Below are 203 nucleotides of genomic sequence, written 5' to 3'. Positions count from 1 at the left end.
GCGGTAACGCGGCCATGTGCGACAGCACGCGCGCCACGGCCAGCGGCCGTGAAGCCATTGAAAATAAAGGAACCTCTGATCTATTCATCTACGGTCGCGCCGGTGTCTTTTGCGCGCGTCTGACAAGCCGCCGCGAGCGCCGTTTGCTGAATGCAAATGAGCGAGCGGCAACGCCGCTCAGGCGCGCGCAAAAGCCCGGCCGC

At 64.0% G+C, this 203-nt stretch carries 1 protein-coding gene; it reads left to right on the top strand.

Translation table 11 applies throughout. From position 1 onward, the window contains the following. Positions 1–14: 14 nt before the first annotated feature. Positions 15–203, top strand: a 189-nt coding sequence (locus D3260_RS17900) for a hypothetical protein (RefSeq protein WP_233544127.1), incomplete at its 3' end; no start/stop codon positions are given.

Source organism: Salinisphaera sp. Q1T1-3 (assembly GCF_003602005.1).
In the GTDB taxonomy this organism is placed as follows: domain Bacteria; phylum Pseudomonadota; class Gammaproteobacteria; order Nevskiales; family Salinisphaeraceae; genus Salinisphaera.
Note: the sequence above shows the minus strand (reverse complement) of the source record. Positions and strands in the feature narration are given on the sequence as shown.